The sequence below is a fragment of the Massilia timonae CCUG 45783 genome (assembly GCF_000315425.1).
GTDB classification, from domain to species: domain Bacteria; phylum Pseudomonadota; class Gammaproteobacteria; order Burkholderiales; family Burkholderiaceae_D; genus Telluria; species Telluria timonae.
Window position 1 is genome coordinate 283,711 of sequence record NZ_JH992923.1, and the last position, 16,041, is coordinate 299,751.

The following is a 16,041-nucleotide window of genomic DNA, read 5'->3' on the forward strand; positions in this document are numbered from 1 at the left end:
CGCACCGCGCACCATGACGGCGTGCGGTGCACCGCGATCGCTCAGGCCATGGCGGCGTGCTGCGTGAACCGCGACGGTGCATGCATCGGTGCATGCACCGGTGGGCGCGGCGGCGCCGGGCGCGCCAGCGTGACCGGCGGCGGGACGGCGGCGTCGCGCTCGAGCCAGTAATTGAACTGGCCGAAGCTGGGCAGCGCGCCGGCGTCGACGTCCTGGAAGAAGTCCTCCAGCATCTGGCGATAGGCGGCGCGGCGCGAGAAGCCGTCATGGCTGGCCGCATAGCGCGCGGCGGCGGCGCGGAAGATCGCGCGCATCCGCTCGTCGGCATTGGTGCCGGTGCCGACGCCCTTGCGCGGGCGTCCGCGCTTGATGCCGGCCGTGACCGCGCGGGTGCGGCCCGGCGCGCCCGAATTGCCGTAGTCCGGCAGCAGGGCGTCGGGCGTCTGGCCGCGCTCCCAGTAGCGGCGCAGGTAGCGCAGGATGCTCGATTTCGACATGCCGTGGGCGGCGGCGTAGGCGGCCATCAGCGTGGCGCGCTGGCGCGGATCGTACAGTGCGTGGCGGTCGGCGTGCAGGGCGCGCACGGCCGACCAGGCCTTGGCCTGCAGGTTCAGGTAGCCCTGCGGCACCGGTTCGCGCGGCGGCGCCGCCGCGAACGGGTCGACCAGCAGGCGCCGCGCCTGGCCGGACGCCAGCGCTTCTTCCAGCACCGCCAGCGGCGTCGGCTCGGGCATGGCCGCATGGCTGCCCAGTTGATAGGTCCAGGCCAGCGCCCGCGGCTTGTCGATCCACAGCACGCGGACCGTGCGCCCGGGCGTGCCCGCGAATTCGACTACATCGTTCTGTCCAATCATCTTTACCTCCCACAAAGCCCTTGGAATCCAGGGTGCTTTCTGACATGCAAGGATCGGGCCAGCCCGAATATCAGGGAGCCTGCACGTTTGGTGCACCTCAACTGTGCAGGAACGGTAGCGCTTTAATGTTCGTTGTTCGTGCCCAGGCACGCGACTCATTCATTTCACGTTCAATTCCACTCAAAGAGAGGCTTTGCATGTATCCGTTTCCGCAATCCGTGACGCCGGCCGTGCGCACCCACCTGGACGCCCAGACCGCCTTCGTCAACGACATGTCCAAATCCCTGTTCCGTTCCTTCCAGCAGATGTGTGAACTCAACATCCAGCTGGCCCAGACCATGCTCGAGGAGACCACGCTGGCCAGCCAGCACGTGCTGAATGTCGACCGCCAGTCCGAACTGCTGGGCGCGGCCTCGGCGCGGGCCCAGCCGGCCACCGAAAAGCTGCGCGCCTACCAGCAGCACGTTTCGCGCCTGGCCACCGACGCCCAGGTCGAGCTGGCGCGCGTGGCCGAGCAGCACGTGCAGGCCACCACCCGCACCGCGCGCGCCGTGGTCGACGAGGTGGCGCGCACCTCGGCCGAGGAAACCGAGCGCGGCATTCGTAGCCAGCAGGAGGCGCTGCGCACCATGACCGACCCGTTCACGCGCGCCGATGGTGCAGGCAACGCGCGCGCCGACGGCGCGGCGCAGCCGGCCCAGCAGACCAGCCAGCAGGCGGCCCAGCAGACCACGCAGGCGCTCCAGGCCGGCCAGCAGGGACGCCAGGCGCTGGCGACACACTGATCAGCGCGGCGCCGTCGCCTGGCCGTGCGCCAGGGGCGGCATGCCTCCCGTTCTCGCCTCTGGCGCCAGGCCGAACAGCGGGCGCACCCAGCGCATACGGCGCACGGCTTCGTACAGCGCGAAGCTGCCGGTCGCGGTCAGGACCATCAGCAGCAGGGCCTCGACGCCGGGCGCCAGGCCCAGCGGCTTGAAAGCATGGGCCATCACGACGATCAGGGTCTGGTGCGCGATATAGACCGGGAACACCGCATCGGTCAGGTAGCGGCGCGCCGGCCCGTCGCGGTCCAGGTGGCGGCGCGCGAAACCGCAGGCGGCGAGGATGGCGCTCCAGGCGCACAGCGCATACACGCAACGCATCACGGGGACCCAGAACGCCATCATCTGCGCGCTGTGTTCATGGTGCGGGGCGGCGTGCCAGGCCACGAGTGCGGCCCATCCGGCCAGCGCAATGCCGAGGGCGCTCCAGCGCACGCTCTCCATGTGTTCCCACACCGGGCGGCTGCGCGCCACCAGGGCGCCGAGCAGGAACATCGGCAGGTAGGTGGCGTGATTGAACCAGTCGTCGACCAGGGCGTGGGTGCTCGGGAAGCGGTCGGCCAGCAAAATGCGCACGATCGCCAGGAACAGCGCCGGCAGCGCGATCAGCTGCCAGCCGCGCACCATGCCGGCGCTGCGCGCGGCCAGCGCCTCGATGCGGGCGTTGCCCAGCAATGCCGCGCAGGCGGCCAGCACCAGCGTGTACACCCACAGGTAGGCGACGAACCACAGGTGGTTCCAGGTCGGCAAGACCAGGCAGCCGTCCTGGCAGAAGCCGCCGTAGCCGACGAGGTACAGGCGCATGAACGCCATGAAACCGTCGGCGTAGCCAAGCTTTTCGACCACCTCCAGCCAGGGCTGCGGCGGCACGATGACCAGCATGCCGAACAGCAGCGGCAGCAGCAGGCGCAGGCTGCGCCGGCGCACGAAGGTCCCCGGCGCCATCTTGCGCAGCAAGAAATGCGAGGCCGCGCCGGCCACGAAGAACAGCAGGCTCAGGCGCCACGGCGAGGACAGCAGCATGAACGGTTCCGGACCGGCGCCGGCATGCGGACTCTTCACGTGCCAGCCCCAGCTCACGTAGTACATGCCCACGTGGTAGGCGATCAGAACGAAGAAGGCCAGGATGCGGACCCAGTCGAGGAAATACAGGCGGTGATTGCCGGCGGAAGTGGTTGGCTGCATGGCGCGCTCTGGTGATGATGGAGACGCCAGCATCGCGCGCAGGCGGGATCGCTGCCAGCGCCAGGGGGCGAACCGGGCCTTACGTGGGGCGAGCCGGGTCCAGGCGTGCGAGCAGGGCGGGGCGGTGCTGGCGGCTGCATGGCACCCGCGCGCCGCTGCGCAGCACCAGTTCGCAATCGCCCTTGTCGAGCGGTTCGATGCGCACGATGGCCGACAGGCGCACCGCCGCGCGCCGGTGGCAGCGCATGAAGGCGCTTCCCAGCTGGCCGAGCAGGGCGCCGAGGGTCTGGCGCAGCAGCGGGGCGCCGGCGCACGTGTGCAGCGCCACGTAGTTGTCGGCCGTCTCGAGCCACTCGATATCGGCCACCTGCACCACGCGCGTCGCGCCGCGTTCGCTCACCAGCAACTGGCGCCGCCAGGCGCGCGCGCAGCCGTTCGAGCGCCCGGTGCAGGCGTTCCTGGTCGAAGGGCTTGAGCAGATAGTCCACCGCTTCGCTGTCGAAGGCGCGCAGCGCATAATCCTCATGGGCGGTGACGAACACCACCAGCGGCGCCGGCGCCGGCAGCGAGGCGGCCAGGTCGATGCCCGAGAGCTCCGGCATCTCGATATCGAGCAGCAGCGCATCCGGCCGTTCGCTCTCGACCATGCGCAGGGCCTCGACGCCATCGACCGCTTCGCGCACCGACGCGATGCCTGGCGCCAAAGCCAGCATGCGGCGCAGCCGGTCGCGCGCCGGGCGTTCGTCGTCGACGATCAGCACGTGCATGGCAGCCTCATTTCCGCGCGCACGCCAGCCGGCGCCAATGCGACCAAGGCCAGGCTCGCGTGTTCTCCGTGCAGGGCGGCCAGCCGCGTGCGCAGGTTGGCCACCGTGATGCCGGGCGCGCTCGATTCTTCCAGCATGCCGCCGTCGTCCTCGACCCGCAGCACCATGGCGCCGCCGTCGACGGCGGCCGCGACCCGGATCGCGGTCGCCTCGCGGCGCCGTCCAACGGTGTGCTTGAACACGTTCTCGAGCAGCGGTTGCAGGCTGATGGCGGGCAGCATCACGTCAAGCACGGCCGGGTCGACGTCCCACGCCAGCGTCACCCGTCCCTCGAAGCGCTCGGCCATCACCGCCGCATAGCCCTGGGCCAGGCGCAGCTCGTCGCGCGCCACGTCGGTATGCATCAGGGAAGAGATCGTGTTCAGCGCGTTGAACAGGAAGTGCGGCTGCATCTGGCGCGTCAGGCGTTCGAGCTGGGCTTCGCGCAGCAGCGCGCCGGCCTGCTCGGCGCGCACGCGCTCCTTCATCATTTCGCGGTAGGACAGGAGGCCGAAGCCGATCGTCGTGAACAGGCCGAAGAACACCGAGATCTTGAGCGCCTCGTAGACGAAGACGTCGGACCAGGGTTGGTGTTCGTAGCGGACGCCGGCCAGCGCATAGATGCCGTGCCGGATCGCGAACACGATGGGCGTGAAGCCGAACCAGTACAGCGGCAGCCAGCGAAGTTGCCGGCCGAACCAGCGCCGGGGCGTGGCGACCAGCGCATCGTCGCCGCTGCTTGACCGGCGCTGGACCAGGAACAGGAGCGTCGCCACCACCGCGGACGAGGTCTCCCACAACACCGGTTGCCATAGGGCCGTGCCGCCGTCGCGCCGATAGTCTTCCAGCGCGACCAGCACCATCAGGCTCCAGAACAGCATCCAGGCAATGCCGGCGACGATGAGGCTGCGGTTTGCGCGGTGTGAAAAAGAGGGCACGGATGGGTTCCATCTGAGAAAGACCCGATCATCGTGCATCGGCCCACGCTTGTCAAAACGGCGCGCCGTGGTAAATGTGACAATTGGTGACCATTGCCGTGCCTGCAAGCCCATCGTGCGACAATGGGCCATGAACATTCCTGGTCACCACAGCGACGATTCCGATAACCGGCGCCAGATGCGGGCCCTGCTTGCGGCCCATGACTGGTCGTCGAGTCCCATGGGCGAGCCGGGCGGCTGGCCGGTCGAGCTGCGGGTGGCGCTCGACCTGATGCTCGATGCGCCCCATCCGACCCTGGTGTGCTGGAGCGAGCGTTACCTGATGCTGTACAACGACGCCTATGCGGCGCTGCTCGGCCATGCCCATCCGGGCGCGCTCGGCAGGCCGCTGAGCGAGGTCATGCCGACCATGTGGCCCGAGGTCAAGCCGCTGGCCGACGCCGCCATGGCGGGACGGCCCGGCCATGTCGAGGACTTGTGCGTGACGCTGCCGCCGGGAGACCAGGAATGCCAGCGCTGGTTCGCCGCATCCTACGTGCCCTTGCGCGGCCTCGACGGCGTGGCGGGCGGTTTCGTTCATACCGCTTTCGAGACCACCGGCCGGGTGCTCGAGGCGCGCCGCGCCGATCAGGCGCGGCGGGCGAGCGATGCGCGCTTGTCGGCCCTGTTCGACAGCCTGCCGGTCGGGGTCGGCGTCAGCGACGCCAGCGGCGTGATCGTGCTGGCGAACGACGCGATGGAGCGTTACCTGCCGACGCGCCGCATGCCGTCGCGCGATGAGCGCGGCTTCGCGCGCTGGACGATATTCGACGAGGATGGCGCGCCGGTGGCGCGCGAGGATTTTCCCGGCGCCCGCGCCCTGCGCGGCGAGCGCGTCGTGCCGGGCATGGAGGCCTTGTACCGCGAGGACGACGGTCGCGAGGTCTGGACCCATATCAGTTCGGTGCCGATCCGCGATGCCGATGGACAGGTCAACGGCCAGGTCTCGGTGGTCACCGACATCGACCGCGTCAAGCGCGCCGAGGCGGCCTTGCGCGAGTCCGAGGAAAAATACCGCAAGCTGTTCGAGGAGGTCGATGAAGCCTTCTGCATCCTGGAAGTGAAATTCGACGCCGGCGGCGCCCCCTGCGACCTGGTGTTCATCGAAGTGAACCCGATGTTCGCGATCCAGAGCGGCATTCTTGACGCCAAGGGACGCTCGGTGCACGAGCTGGCGCCCGGCCTCGAATCGGTCTGGCTGGAACGCTACGGCGCGGTGGCGCGCACCGGCGAATCGATCCTGTTCGAGGAATATTCGCCCAAGCTCGAACGCTGGTTCGAGGTCAACGCCTCGCGCATCGGCGCGCCCGAGGCGCGCCACGTGGCGCTGGTGTTTCGCGACACCAGCGAACGCAAGCGCATCGAGGAAGACATGCGGCGCCTGGCGCGCGAGGCTTCGGAGGCGAGCCGGCGCAAGAGCGAGTTCCTGGCGGTGCTGGCGCACGAGCTGCGCAACCCGATGGCGACCATCCGCACCGGCCTCGAGATCATGCGCCTGCGCGCCGACAATCCGGACACCCTGGCGCGCGTGCGCGAGATGCTCGAGCGCCAGACCCACCAGCTGTCGCACCTGGTCGACGACCTGCTCGACGTCGCCCGCGTCAGCAGCGGCAAGATCGAGATCCGCAAGCAGCTGGTCGACCTCAACCGGGTGGTGACGAGCGCGGTGGAGACCAGCACTGCGGTCATCCAGGGCGCGCGCCACCGGCTCGACGTGCGGCTCTGGCACGAGCCGCTGTTGCTGGACATCGACCCGATCCGCGTCGCCCAGGTGGTGAGCAACCTCTTGACCAATGCCGCCAAGTACACCCCGCCCGGCGGCGACATCCGCCTCGACGTGAGCAAGGGCGCGAGCGGGGCGGCGGGCGAGGCCACGGGCATGGCGATCGTCGCGGTGAGCGACAGCGGCGTCGGCATCCTGCCCGAGCACCGTGAGGCGATCTTCGAGATGTTCAGCCAGGTCGGCGACCATGGCGGCCTGGCCCAGGGCGGGCTGGGCATCGGGCTGTCGCTGGTGCGCCAGCTGGTGGCCCTGCACGGCGGCCGCATCGAGGTGGACAGCGCCGGCGCCGGCCAGGGCAGCACCTTCACCGTGCGCCTGCCGCTCGGCGCGCGACCAGGCGCCGGGCCGGACGAGGTCTTGTCCGAGGCGCGCCAAGAGCAGCGCGCGGTCCCGCGCCGCAGTTTTCGCATCCTGGTGGTGGACGACAACACCGATGCCGCCGAGAGCCTGTCGCTGCTGCTGCAGATGAACGCCCACGAGATCCGCAGCGCGACCAATGGCCGCGACGCGCTGGCGCTGGTGCGCGACTTCACGCCCGACATCGCTTTCCTCGACATCGGCATGCCGGGCATGAACGGCTACGAGCTCGCGGCGCGGCTGCGCGCGCTGCCGGCGCTGGCGCGCACGGTCATCGTCGCCGTGACCGGCTGGGGTTCCGACGAAGACCAGTTGCGCGCGCGCGAAGCCGGTTTCGACCACCACTTCACCAAGCCGATCGCGGCCGGGACGCTGAGCCGGCTGCTGGGCCAGCTCGGCTAGCGCGCCCGCTTACCGTTCAGTTGCCGCTCAGCTGCCATTCAGTTGCCACCGCTACGCTCGGCGTCGATCTCCTTCTTCATCGCCCCCACCTGGTCGATGTAATCGGCCACCGGCACGTCCGGGCTGGCGCGCAGCTCGGGCGGCAGCAGCACCGGCATGTACAGCTCGTCGGCGGTGCGGCCGTGGCGCTGCATGTTCCCGGCCAGGATCAGGCTCGACACCAGGAGCGCCAGCGCGCCGCAGGCCAGGCGCAGCCGGCGCCGGTACTGCGGCGTGACGGTGGCGAGGTGGAAGTAGACCGCCACCGCCACCGTCGCCACCGCCGCGTGCGAGGCATACGCGGTCAGCCATTCGAGCGACCAGGCATAGGCCACCACGCTGGCCAGCAGGCGCAGGCCCACCAGCGCCGCCAGCGCGCAGCCATAGATGAACAGGTGGCGCCCGAGGCGCGCGCGGCGCCCGAACAGGCGGTTGCCGAAGGCCCACAGGCCGGCCCAGGCCAGGCCGATGCCGCTGGCCGCGGCCGGGAACAGGGCATAGCGCTCCAGGTCGTTGCTGGCGTCGGTCAGCCAGGCCACCAGCAGCGCCGCCAGCACGGCCAATACGATGCCGGCGCCGCCCGGCAGCATGCCTTCCCAGCCGTGCATGGTGCGATCGACCATCTCCGGCGCGACCCGCTGCGCGGCGCCGCGGATGCGCAGCGAGGTGTGGCCCATGCGCACCACGGTGTCGCCGTCGAGCGCCAGTTCGTCCTTGATGCGCCGGCTCTTGTGCACGATGCCGTTGCGGCTGCCGAGGTCGCGCAGCCGCAGGCGGCCATCCGGCCCGGCTTCGACCACGGCGTGGTGGGCGGCCGCGTAATCGTCGTCGACGATGAAGTCGTTGTCGTAGGCGCGGCCCATGCGGATCGGCAGCGCCGCCACGCGGTGGCGGTGCAGCACCTCGCCGTTGCGGGCCAGGGTCTCGATGGTCCACGGGCCGCGCAGCGACTCGGCGCTCATTGGCCCGCCGGTCGGCGCGCTGGTCGGGGCGCCCGTCGGCCTGTCCAATGGCTGGCTGGTGTGCTCGCTCATCGCCGTCCACTCCGCCCGAAGGCGCCCAGGTAGGCGCGCGTGACGCGCAGGCCGTTTTCGTAGGAGACGCCGGACACGTCCAGGCGGCTCTGCAGGCTCGATTGCGAGGCGTCCGTGCTGGCCGTGAGCAGGGTGAAGTTGTACAGGCCCTCGAACTTGCGGTAGGCGCGCACGCAGGTGACGGCGCGCAGCGGCAGGGTCCGGGTATGCACGAAGCGCTCGGTGCAGAACGGCTTGGTCAGGCGCGGGTCGCCGGTGCTGCCCAGGTTGTTCACCTGGAAGGTGTCGCTGGCGAGCGTCGCGAAGCGCATCGGGTCCATGGTGCCGCTGCGGATGTACTGGTGGGTCATGGCCACGTTGCCGGTCTGCTGGACGTCCGACACGAACACCGCCGACTGCATCACGCAGCTCATCGAGTCGGTGCTGTAGACCGCGCCGCGGGCATTCGAACGCCCCCAGCAGCGCACCTCGCCCGATTCGCGCACCGGCACCAGGTACTGGCCCATGCCCTTGAGCGTGAGGGGTTCCTCGAGCAGCTTGTCGACCATATTGCCCTGGTGCGCCAGCAGCTGCTTGCCGATCAGCGGATTGAAGTCGGCCGGCGGGGCGGCCTGCTCGGCCACCTTGCGCAGCAACTCCTGCGCATGCTTGACCGGCACCAGGAAGCTGACCGATTCGCCGTCGCGCCGGCGCGAGACGTTGATGCCGGCCACGGTGCCGCTGGCGGTCACGCTCGGCCCGCCGCTCATGCCCGAGTTGATCGGGCCGGAAAAGATCAGGCGATCGTAGAAGCTGCGCGTGAGCACGCCGTTATACGCCCCTTCCGAGATCGCGAAGCCCAGGTCGAGCGGATTGCCGAGCGAGTACAGGCGCTGCCCCTGGCGCAGCCGCACCGGCTGCTCGGGCACCTTGAAGAAGCCGCTGCCGTTGCGGTTGATGCGCACCACGGCCAGGTCGTGCAGCACGTCGACCGCCATCAGCTCGACCGGGCCGGTATTGCCGTCGGTGTCGATGTATTCGGCCGTATAGATCGCGGGGTCGAGCGCCATCTGCGACACCACGTGGTAATTGGTCAGCGCCAGGTTGCTGGTGCCGACCAGGAAGCCCGAGCCGACCGTCGACTGGGTGCGGCCGTTCTTGAGCAGCATGCGGATCTGCAGCAGGTCGCCGCGTGCGGAATCGTACAGGTCCTGGGCCGCCAGCGAAGGCTCGGGCAGGGCGTCCTGGGCCTCGGTCTCGCCCGGCAGCGGCGCGTTCGGCGTGGCCGCGGGCGCGGTATCGACCGGCATCTGGGGCGCGCCGATGGCGGCGCCGGTGCCGACGCCGGCCGTGTTCTGGCTCGCGCGCGGCGCCGTTTGCGCCAGATTCTGCGGCTGGGGCTGGGCAGCGGCCGGCGGCGACGTCGCCTCGAGGGCGGCGCCGACGGCGATGCAGGTCAGCAGGAGTGCCAGGACAGCTCGTTTCATGCAATAGTTTGATGGCAGTATGAAATACTATCTTGCCACTGGATCAACGAGCGTTGCGCGCGTTAGCGCACGTTTACGGCAATGTCGGCGTCGATTCAGGGGTATTGGCCGGTTCGACCAGTGCCTTTTCGCCCTGTTCGACGGCGGTCAGCGGCGCCATCATGTGGCCCAGCTTGGCCTGCTTGGTGTTCAGGTAGCTGTTGTTGTAGGCATTGCGGTTGACCAGCAGCGGCACGCGCTCGGCGACCGTGACGCCGATGCGGTTCAGGGCGTCGATCTTGCGCGGGTTGTTGGTCATCAGGCGCACCGACTTGATGCCGAACTGTTCCAGCATCGGCCGGCACAGCTCGTAGTTGCGGGCGTCGGCATGGAAGCCCAGCTGCAGGTTGGCCTCGACCGTGTCGGCGCCGGCTTCCTGCAGGCGGTAGGCGCGGATCTTGTTGACCAGGCCGATGCCGCGGCCTTCCTGGCGCAGGTAGAGCAGGATGCCGCGGCCTTCCTCGGCGATGCGCTGCAGCGCGCCTTCGAGCTGGGCGCCGCAGTCGCAGCGCTGCGAGAACATCACGTCGCCGGTCAGGCATTCGGAGTGCACCCGCGCCAGCACCGGCTCGCCGGTCGACAGGTCGCCCAGAGCCATCGCCAGGTGTTCCTTGCCGGTGGCCGGCTCGACCCAGGCGTGCAGCGTGAACTGGGCCCACGGCGTCGGCAGCGCGCACGAGGTGGCATAGTCCAGCAGGGAAGGCGGGGTGAGGGCGGCGGTGGCTTGCATGACGGTGTTTCCAATCGATGTACTTATAGCCGTCAAGTTTACCGGAAATCGGGCATGGCCGTGCGGAATCACCCGCTTTTCGCCGGCCCCGGGCGGCGTCTGCGCCAAGAGGCGGAGAGCGCTTGGCGAACGGTCGAGCTGCGCGGATGACCAAGTTTCGTATTGCCAAGCACCATTGTCACCGTGGTACGCTCCGTATTAACGATCGTCCCAGGTGCCTCCATGCCGCATTCCCGACCTTTCCTGCATCGCTTGAGCCCGCGCGGCCTCGGCGCCTGGCTCGCGCTCGCGTTCTCGGCGCTGACCGTGGTCCTGACCCTGCTGCTGGTCGAGGTGGTCGAGCGCGCCGCCACCGACCAGGTCAAGAGCAGCATCGGCAGCGGGCTGGGCGAGATGGCAATGCAGACCGCCGACAAGCTCGATCGCGGCATGTACGAGCGCTATCGCGAGGTGCGGCTGATGGCGCGCCGCAGCGACCTGATGGCGCCCGGCACCTCGCATGCCGAACGGCGCCGCATCCTGGGCGACATGCAGTCGACCTACGGCTACTACGAATGGATCGGCATGGCCGCGCTGGACGGCACGGTCCTGGTCGAGGCGCGCGGCCTGCTGGAAGGGAAGAACGTGGCCAAGCGGCCGTGGTTCATCAATGCCCTGAAGGGCACCTACGTCGGCGACGTGCACGAGGCGGTGCTGCTGGCCAAGCTGCTGCCGGTGCAGGAAGGCGAGCCGCGCCGCTTCGTGGACGTCGCCTTTCCCTGGATGGACGCGAACGGCAAGCCGGCCGGCGTGCTGGGCACCCACCTGTCGTGGGAGTGGGCGCGCGACGTCGAGCGCTCGATCATCGCGCCGGTCCAGGCGCGCAACCGGGTGCAGGCCCTGATCGTCAGCGCCGAAGGCGTGGTGCTGCTGGGGCCCGAAGGCCTGCAGGACACCAGGGTCGACCTGGCCAGCCTGGGCGAGGCGCGCCAAGGGCGCACCGGCTACGCGATCGAGCGCTGGGACGACGGGCGCGACTACCTGGTCGGCTACGCCGCCACGCGCGCGGTGGGCGACTACCCGGGCCTGGGCTGGCACGTGCTGGTGCGCCAGGACCTCGAGGACGCCTACCGCCCGGTGCGCGAGCTGCGTGCACGCGCCTTGTGGAGCGGCGCCGCGCTGGCGCTGCTGTTCTCGCTGGCCGGCCTGCTGCTGGCGCGCCGCATCACGCGTCCCCTGCAGGCCCTGGCCGCGTCGGCCGACCGCCTGCGCCGCGGCGACAGCCAGGAGCTGGTGCCGGCGCGGCGCGAGTATACCGAAGTGCGCCAGCTCTCCGGCGCGCTCAATGCGCTGGTGACGGCGCTGGTGCAGCGGCGCGCCGAGCTGCAGGCGCTGAACGACACCCTCGAACAGCGGGTCGAGCAGCGCACCCTGGAACTGGAGCGCGCGCTGGCCTCGGTGCGCTCCAGCGAGCAGCGCATGGCCACCATCGTCGGGGCGGCGCAGGACGCCTTCATCGCGGCCGACCAGCGCGGCATGATCCTCGACTGGAATCCGGCCGCCGAGCGCATGTTCGGCTGGAGCCGCCACGAGGCGGTCGGCTGGCCGCTGGCCGAGATGATCCTGCCGGAGCGCTACCGCGCCAGCATCGCCAAGGCGCTGCGCGGCTTCCACCAGGGCGCGGCGTTTTCGTATGACCGGCGCCTGGAGCGGATCGTGGTCAACCGCCAGGGCGCGGAATTCACGGTCGAGACCACGGTGGCGCTGGCGGGCGAGGGCGCGGACGCCTTCTTCAGCATCTTCCTGCACGACATCTCCGAGCGCAAGAAGGTCGAGCGCATGAAAAGCGAATTCGTGTCCACCGTCTCGCACGAGCTGCGCACGCCGCTCACCTCGATCCACGCCTCGCTGTCGCTGCTCGACACCGGCATGGCCGGCGAATTGCCGCCGGACGTGGCCAAGCTGCTGCACATCGCCAGCCAGAGCTGCGACCGCCTGATGCGGATGGTGAACGACCTGCTCGACATCCAGAAGATCGAGGCGGGCCAGATGGAATACCGGCGCAGCGTGCAGCCGCTGGCGCCGGTGCTGCGGCACGCGACCGAGGCGATGGAGGGCCAGGCGCGCCAGGCCGGCGTCGCGCTGCGGCTCGACCTGCCGCCGGGCGCCGAAGGGGTACAGGCCGCGATCGACCATGACCGCCTGGTGCAGGTGCTGAGCAACCTGCTGTCGAACGCGATCAAGTTCACGCCGTCCGGCCAGACGGTGACGGTGGGCCTGGCGCAGCGGCCGGGCTGGGCGCGCCTGAGCGTGACCGACGAGGGGCCGGGCATCCCGCCCGCGTTCCAGGCGCGCGTGTTCGAACGCTTCGCCCAGGCCGACGCCCACGACAGGCGCCAGCGCGGCGGCACCGGGCTGGGGCTGAGCATCAGCAAGGCGATCGTCGAGGAGCACGGCGGCACGATCGGCTTCGAGACCCGGGCCAGGCTGGGGACGCGGTTTACGGTGGAGTTGCCGCTGGGATGATTGGCATGGCCGTGCGCGCGAACTAGCGCAGCGCGTGCACCGCCATCCCGCCGAAGCTCTTCCACGCGCCAAAGGACTGTTCAAGCCGCGGCAGCAGGCGCATCAGCGCGGGCTTGTCGAAGTGGAAGGTGGTGGCCGAGCCGGCGATCTCGCGCCGGTCGGCCAGCGCGTAGGCCTGCGCCTCGTCCTGGGCCGCGGGCACCTGCAGCAGCATCAGCACCTTCTGGCCGTCGAGGTCGAACATCAAGAGGTCGCCTTTGGCGCCCGGCCCCAGGCGCCGGTATTGGCGTTCCACGCCGGCGCCGGCCGGTCCGGCCTCGAGCGCGATGCGCACCCGCTTGCCGTGCTGGACACCCCAGTCCAGGAAGGGCGCCGCATGGCGCCGTATCTCATCGGGGTCGGTGCGGTAGGTGCGCACCGTCAGCGCATCCACATGGCGCGCCAGGCCGCGCAGCAGCGCGTCCTCGCCGCTCCAGGCGGCCGGCGCCACGGCCTCGAGCCGCATCGTGCCGGCGGCCCCGCGCAGCGCGGCCAGCAGGTCGAGGTAATGGTTGTCGCGCGCCGCCTTCGGCAGCTTGTCGGGATCGAGCAGTTGGGGCTGGACGTCGAACTGGACGCCCTTCAGGCGCGCGCGCGCGCCGGCCTGCGCGTTATAGGCGGCATAGGCGCGCATGCGGCCGACGGCGTCGGCGCGCGCGGTCGGCAGGATCAGGTCCGGCCCAACCTCGAAGGCGGTCACCGCGATGCCGCGGCTGTCCGCCTGGCGCACGAAGGCCGCCAATGCCTGCGGCTCGGCGACCGTGCCGGCGCGCACCGGCACGTTGATGAACAATTCGCCCATGCCTTGCTCCGCGGCCCAGTCGAGCATGGCGTCGGCGCGTTCGCGCCAGGCGTTCGGGCTCCAGGCCCAGGTGGCGCGCGGCGCGCGGCGGCGCACGTCGGCGGCGTCGAGCGGGGCTTGCGTGGCCAGGCCCGGCTGCGAGGCGGGCAGGGGCGGCGGCGCGCCCAGCGTGTGGCCGGTGACGGTGAACTCCTTGCCGCTTTGTTCGCCGCGCAGCAGGATCGTCTCGCCCGGCGCCGCGTCCAATGGCAGGAAGTGCAGCGCCTGGACGCCGCTGGCGGCCACCTTGAGCGGCACGGCGCGGCAGCCGGGGTCGGGCTTGCCCGGCGCTTCGGTGACGATGGCGCGCATGCGGGCGCCCATGGCGGTGGTGTAGTCCTCGGTCACGGCGCCGGGCGAGGCGAGCGGAGCGCCGGGGCACAGCAGCAAGGTGGCGGCCTGGGCCGGCAAGGACAGCGATGACAGCAGAAGCGGAAGCAGGAAAATGGAGCGCGACATGCCCCGAGTGTAAGCGAGCCGGACGATTCGCAGCGCCCGCTTAGGGATACTCAGGCGGCCGGCAACAGCAGGCGCCGCACGCGCGCCAGCAATTCGTTGGGCTGGAACGGCTTGCTGACGAAGTCGTTGGCGCCGGCGTCGAGCGCGCGCACGGTGTCGCGCTCGGTGTTCTTGGCGGTCAGCATGAGGATGGGCACCGCCGCCCACTCGGCGCGCGCACGGGCCAGGGCGACGATCTCGAAGCCGTCGAGATGGGGCAGCATCACGTCCATCAGCACCAGGTCGGGAATTTCCGGACTGGCGGCCACGTACTCGCTCGCGGCGCGGCCGTCGGCCAGGTGCAGGACGCGGTAACCCTGGCGTTCGAGCATGAAGCGCAATACCTGGGCAATGTGGTCGTCGTCCTCGACCACCAGCACCAGGGGCGCGGGAGCGTGTTCGTTGAGCATGGCGGATTCTTCGTTGAATGTTCGATTATACCGATGCCCAGGAGGATATTGGCGTGTGTATTGCTAGAGGGTATCACCTAGTCGACGGTCCACGCAGCGGATCGAGCAGGCCGCGCAAATCATTGTGGTCGAGTTCGACCATCAGGGCCAGTAATTGGCCGAGCTCGCCGCGTGGAAAACCTTCGGGCGCGAACCAGCCCAGGTAATGGCCCGGCAGGTCGGCCAGTTTGCGGCCTTTATATTTCCCGTAGGGCATTTCGCGCACGAGGAGGAGGGAGAGGTGTTCGGCGTTCATCGTGCGGCACTTTAGCAAACAACGACGGCGTTGTAGCATTTCGGTGACAAGGGGAGGGAAACATCATGGATGACTTCAACCTGACGCGCTTCGTCGAGGCGCAGGAGCCGGTCTACGCCAATGTGCTGGCCGAATTGCGGGCAGGGCACAAGCGCAGCCACTGGATGTGGTTCGTTTTTCCGCAGTTCAAGGGGCTGGGCAGCAGCGAGATGGCGCAGCGCTATGCCATCGGCTCCGAGGACGAGGCGGCGGCTTACCTGGCCCATCCGGTGCTGGGCCGGCGCCTGCGCGAATGCGCCGGCATCGTCGCCGCGCTCGACGGGCCGACTGCGCACGAGATTTTCGGCCATCCGGACGAGCTGAAATTCCGCTCGTCGATGACCCTGTTCGCCGACGTGGCGCCCGACGAAGCCGTGTTCCAGGCCTGCATCGACAAGTATTTCGACGGCGAGGCCGACCCGGAAACGCTGGCGCGGGTGTAGGGATCGGACCGGCGGCTCAGGCGTCGGCGAACTGCGCCAGCAGTTCGTCGGGCCGGCCGCGCATGGCCACGTGCAGGATCACCGCGGTGGAAAAGCGCAGCGCCGGGTGGCTGGCGCGGTGGCGCGCGAACCAGAACACTTCGTCCAGGTCCTCATCCTCGTGCGCGGTCGTCAGCACGGATTGTTCCGGCGCGACGTCTTCGTAGTCGAACGCTTCCAGGGCGGCATCCTCGACCGCCTCGTTCCAGCTCGCGCATTCCTTGCCCCAGGCCAGCATGTAGCGGCAGCCGGAATCGACCAGCCAGCGTGCGACGTCCCAGCGCCACATCTCGTCGCTGTCGTCGTCGATCACGACCACGGCCATGAACGGCGCCAGATGCTTGAGGTCGGGCAGGGCGTCGTGGGGACGCAGCTGCAGGTAATGGGCTTTGTGTGCTTGCATGATGAGATGGTCGAATGATTGCCGATTGAAATGCGC

The 16,041-nt window shown here is 69.7% G+C and carries 15 protein-coding genes and 1 pseudogene; 4 read left to right on the top strand and 12 right to left on the bottom strand.

Annotated features, from left to right (window positions below):
• Positions 1-41 precede the first annotated feature (41 nt).
• Entirely contained in the window at positions 42-854 is an 813-nt protein-coding gene (locus HMPREF9710_RS11415; protein WP_005666473.1) for a hypothetical protein, read from the bottom strand.
• Positions 855-1,051: 197 nt separating this feature from the next.
• On the opposite strand from HMPREF9710_RS11415, the gene HMPREF9710_RS11420 reads away from it, so the two are divergent.
• Positions 1,052-1,639, top strand: coding sequence for a phasin family protein (locus HMPREF9710_RS11420; RefSeq protein ID WP_005666475.1), 588 nt, complete (start codon positions 1,052-1,054; stop codon positions 1,637-1,639).
• Here HMPREF9710_RS11420 and HMPREF9710_RS11425 read toward each other — a convergent pair whose 3' ends face one another.
• The 4 genes and pseudogenes from HMPREF9710_RS11425 to HMPREF9710_RS11435 all read right to left on the bottom strand — a co-directional run bounded on the left by HMPREF9710_RS11425 (position 1,640) and on the right by HMPREF9710_RS11435 (position 4,604).
• Positions 1,640-2,860 (bottom strand): acyltransferase family protein, encoded by a 1,221-nt coding sequence (locus HMPREF9710_RS11425; RefSeq protein ID WP_005666476.1) that lies wholly within the window; start codon positions 2,858-2,860, stop codon positions 1,640-1,642.
• Between the two features lie 79 nt (positions 2,861-2,939).
• Positions 2,940-3,260: a LytTR family DNA-binding domain-containing protein gene (locus HMPREF9710_RS28515; protein ID WP_005666478.1), complete on the bottom strand. Its 321-nt coding sequence runs from the start codon at positions 3,258-3,260 to the stop codon at positions 2,940-2,942.
• A 97-nt stretch (positions 3,261-3,357) separates the two neighbouring features.
• Positions 3,358-3,627: pseudogene (locus tag HMPREF9710_RS28520) on the bottom strand (LytR/AlgR family response regulator transcription factor); the annotation flags it as partial.
• Positions 3,615-4,604, bottom strand: a complete 990-nt coding sequence (locus tag HMPREF9710_RS11435; protein WP_229409781.1) for a sensor histidine kinase — start codon at positions 4,602-4,604, stop codon at positions 3,615-3,617. The gene HMPREF9710_RS11435 and the pseudogene HMPREF9710_RS28520, both read right to left, overlap by 13 nt.
• Positions 4,605-4,734: 130 nt before the next feature.
• Here HMPREF9710_RS11435 and HMPREF9710_RS11440 point away from each other — a divergent pair, with 130 nt between their 5' ends.
• Entirely contained in the window at positions 4,735-7,185 is a 2,451-nt protein-coding gene (locus HMPREF9710_RS11440) for a PAS domain-containing hybrid sensor histidine kinase/response regulator (RefSeq protein ID WP_081589896.1), read from the top strand.
• A gap of 38 nt (positions 7,186-7,223) precedes the next feature.
• On the opposite strand, the gene HMPREF9710_RS11445 is transcribed toward HMPREF9710_RS11440, so the two are convergent.
• The 3 genes from HMPREF9710_RS11445 to ribA form a co-directional block, all read right to left on the bottom strand.
• Positions 7,224-8,258 (bottom strand): FHA domain-containing protein, encoded by a 1,035-nt coding sequence (locus tag HMPREF9710_RS11445; RefSeq protein WP_005666481.1) that lies wholly within the window; start codon positions 8,256-8,258, stop codon positions 7,224-7,226.
• Entirely contained in the window at positions 8,255-9,724 is a 1,470-nt protein-coding gene (locus HMPREF9710_RS11450) for a S1 family peptidase (RefSeq protein ID WP_005666483.1), read from the bottom strand. Before HMPREF9710_RS11450 ends, HMPREF9710_RS11445 begins: the two co-directional genes overlap by 4 nt.
• 73 nt (positions 9,725-9,797) lie before the next feature.
• Complete coding sequence (gene ribA / locus HMPREF9710_RS11455; protein WP_005666484.1) at positions 9,798-10,493, bottom strand: GTP cyclohydrolase II; 696 nt, start codon at positions 10,491-10,493, stop codon at positions 9,798-9,800.
• Between the two features lie 222 nt (positions 10,494-10,715).
• Between ribA and HMPREF9710_RS11460 the strand changes: the two genes are divergently transcribed.
• On the top strand, positions 10,716-12,998 hold the full coding sequence (locus HMPREF9710_RS11460) for an ATP-binding protein (RefSeq protein WP_005666486.1): 2,283 nt from the start codon (positions 10,716-10,718) through the stop codon (positions 12,996-12,998).
• Between the two features lie 22 nt (positions 12,999-13,020).
• Here the strand turns inward: HMPREF9710_RS11460 and HMPREF9710_RS11465 are convergent, their stop codons facing one another.
• From HMPREF9710_RS11465 to HMPREF9710_RS11475, 3 genes are all read right to left on the bottom strand, one after another.
• Positions 13,021-14,337 (bottom strand): hypothetical protein, encoded by a 1,317-nt coding sequence (locus HMPREF9710_RS11465; protein ID WP_005666488.1) that lies wholly within the window; start codon positions 14,335-14,337, stop codon positions 13,021-13,023.
• 50 nt (positions 14,338-14,387) lie between these two features.
• Entirely contained in the window at positions 14,388-14,786 is a 399-nt protein-coding gene (locus tag HMPREF9710_RS11470) for a response regulator transcription factor (protein WP_005666489.1), read from the bottom strand.
• A gap of 73 nt (positions 14,787-14,859) precedes the next feature.
• On the bottom strand, positions 14,860-15,081 hold the full coding sequence (locus HMPREF9710_RS11475; protein ID WP_005666491.1) for a DUF3820 family protein: 222 nt from the start codon (positions 15,079-15,081) through the stop codon (positions 14,860-14,862).
• A 65-nt stretch (positions 15,082-15,146) separates the two neighbouring features.
• On the opposite strand from HMPREF9710_RS11475, the gene HMPREF9710_RS11480 reads away from it, so the two are divergent.
• Positions 15,147-15,563, top strand: a complete 417-nt coding sequence (locus tag HMPREF9710_RS11480; RefSeq protein WP_005666494.1) for a DUF1810 domain-containing protein — start codon at positions 15,147-15,149, stop codon at positions 15,561-15,563.
• Between the two features lie 16 nt (positions 15,564-15,579).
• Here the strand turns inward: HMPREF9710_RS11480 and HMPREF9710_RS11485 are convergent, their stop codons facing one another.
• On the bottom strand, positions 15,580-16,005 hold the full coding sequence (locus tag HMPREF9710_RS11485; RefSeq protein ID WP_005666497.1) for a DUF7684 family protein: 426 nt from the start codon (positions 16,003-16,005) through the stop codon (positions 15,580-15,582).
• Positions 16,006-16,041: the final 36 nt, after the last annotated feature.

What these genes read in the sequence shown, in the direction of transcription:
- HMPREF9710_RS11415 (WP_005666473.1), bottom strand. Translation starts at nt 854, where the DNA reads ATGATTGGACAGAACGATGTAGTCGAATTCGCGGGCACGCCCGGGCGC.
- HMPREF9710_RS11420 (WP_005666475.1), top strand. Translation starts at nt 1,052, where the DNA reads ATGTATCCGTTTCCGCAATCCGTGACGCCGGCCGTGCGCACCCACCTG.
- HMPREF9710_RS11425 (WP_005666476.1), bottom strand. Translation starts at nt 2,860, where the DNA reads ATGCAGCCAACCACTTCCGCCGGCAATCACCGCCTGTATTTCCTCGAC.
- HMPREF9710_RS11440 (WP_081589896.1), top strand. Translation starts at nt 4,735, where the DNA reads ATGAACATTCCTGGTCACCACAGCGACGATTCCGATAACCGGCGCCAG.
- HMPREF9710_RS11445 (WP_005666481.1), bottom strand. Translation starts at nt 8,258, where the DNA reads ATGAGCGAGCACACCAGCCAGCCATTGGACAGGCCGACGGGCGCCCCG.
- HMPREF9710_RS11450 (WP_005666483.1), bottom strand. Translation starts at nt 9,724, where the DNA reads ATGAAACGAGCTGTCCTGGCACTCCTGCTGACCTGCATCGCCGTCGGC.
- ribA (WP_005666484.1), bottom strand. Translation starts at nt 10,493, where the DNA reads ATGCAAGCCACCGCCGCCCTCACCCCGCCTTCCCTGCTGGACTATGCC.
- HMPREF9710_RS11460 (WP_005666486.1), top strand. Translation starts at nt 10,716, where the DNA reads ATGCCGCATTCCCGACCTTTCCTGCATCGCTTGAGCCCGCGCGGCCTC.
- HMPREF9710_RS11465 (WP_005666488.1), bottom strand. Translation starts at nt 14,337, where the DNA reads ATGTCGCGCTCCATTTTCCTGCTTCCGCTTCTGCTGTCATCGCTGTCC.
- HMPREF9710_RS11470 (WP_005666489.1), bottom strand. Translation starts at nt 14,786, where the DNA reads ATGCTCAACGAACACGCTCCCGCGCCCCTGGTGCTGGTGGTCGAGGAC.
- HMPREF9710_RS11475 (WP_005666491.1), bottom strand. Translation starts at nt 15,081, where the DNA reads ATGAACGCCGAACACCTCTCCCTCCTCCTCGTGCGCGAAATGCCCTAC.
- HMPREF9710_RS11480 (WP_005666494.1), top strand. Translation starts at nt 15,147, where the DNA reads ATGGATGACTTCAACCTGACGCGCTTCGTCGAGGCGCAGGAGCCGGTC.
- HMPREF9710_RS11485 (WP_005666497.1), bottom strand. Translation starts at nt 16,005, where the DNA reads ATGCAAGCACACAAAGCCCATTACCTGCAGCTGCGTCCCCACGACGCC.